Origin of the sequence: Halococcus sp. AFM35, from assembly GCF_051195015.1 — an archaeon.
Taxonomy (GTDB): Archaea; Halobacteriota; Halobacteria; order Halobacteriales; family Halococcaceae; genus Halococcus.
Genome location: NZ_JBNTJU010000093.1, coordinates 1 through 1,379 on the forward strand (window position 1 = coordinate 1; position 1,379 = coordinate 1,379).

The 1,379-nt window shown below is 60.8% G+C and carries 1 protein-coding gene; it reads right to left on the reverse strand.

Translation table 11 applies throughout. The features are described from left to right. Positions 1-1,306: IS4 family transposase (locus ACQUQO_RS18210; protein WP_435080068.1), on the reverse strand; the 1,306-nt coding region annotated here is incomplete at its 3' end. Positions 1,307-1,379 lie beyond the last annotated feature (73 nt).

Consider the following 1,379-nt stretch of genomic DNA (forward strand, 5'->3'; position numbering starts at 1 on the left):
AGCTAACTCCAGCGGTTGGTTGAGCGACAGTAGCGAACTGCTCCTGTAGGACTGGACGCTGTTGATGGATCTTCTGGGCGTCGGCTGCCATTCGGTCTAACAGCGGCGGTGGCGAGTAACCGAGGTAGTCGCTGAGTCGCTTGAGGATCCGCTGGGCGTGCGACCGGAAGGTCGCCGCCCAGCGTTCCGGTGGGAACACCGCCTCATCGTCCGCGTGTTCGATCACCAGCTCAAGCAGCTCGCGGCTCACCAACAGCGTCAGCACCGCCGCATACAGCAAAATCTCCACTACCGCAGGGTTGCTCGTGTCGAACTCGTCGAGGTCGTACAGCGTCTTCAGCTCGCGAAACAGCAACTCTACCGCCCACCGACAGCGGTAGATCGTCGCTATATCCGCCGGTAGGAACCACTTTCTCGGGAGATTCGTGATGTAGAAGTGGTAGTCGTCGGCGTCCTCGTTGCGGACGCCGACGACGCGGAACCGCTTCGTGTCCCATGACCGCGTGCCTTCGTACAGCCCGCGTCTGAACGCCACTTCGACCTCCACGTCGACGTATTTGCGATGGAGGTCCTCCGCAACCTCGAAAACCTCCTCGCCTTCAAGCGGAATGGCGCGGCCGCGCCATTCCCGCAGTTCTGCGACGATCTCCGGTTTCGTGTTGGTCTTGAGACGGCTTACGAAGTAGCCGCCGTTCTCGTCGATCAGCGCGAAGCGGCGGAACTTGAAGTACGCCAGATCGAGAATCAGCAACCGTCCACGGAGCCACGACCCGGTCTCGAACTCGGTGCTGTCGTGAGGACGTTCGCCGGTGACGCTGATTTTTTCGATGGTTCGGTCAGTGACGTTGTGGAGCAGGTGGAGCTTCGCTCCAGCCTGCTCCTCGCGCCGTCCTTGGTACTGCTCGCGGAGAAACCGGTGCAATCGCAGAACGGTTGCATCGGCGATCATCACGTCTCTGAATTGGTCGAACTCGTCGCTCATAGTGTGCGGGACGGCGACCTCGTCGAGCGCGAACTCGACGAGGTCGCTGAGATACGCGGCGAACAGCGGTGTCAACCGCTGGTAGAAACCGCCGGGCGAGAGGGTTTTGTCAGCAGTAGCGTTGTAGGAGCGACGAAACGCAGCGAGTGTTCGGCTCTCGCCGGTGGCGAAGCCGAACACGAGCGCCCAGACCATCGCTGGAACCTGGAACTTGCCGTCGCGTTCGACCACGCCGAGGCTCTCGGCGTGGTCTTCGAGAGCACTCGATGGAAAGAGCGTAGTGAGCCGCCGTTCAATCCGATCCGAGGAGGGTTCTGGAGTCACACCGAACTCCTCCTCACTCCGTTCATGAACCGACTTCGCTTCCAGCCGCAGTCATGCGGTTTTACTCTTAGCT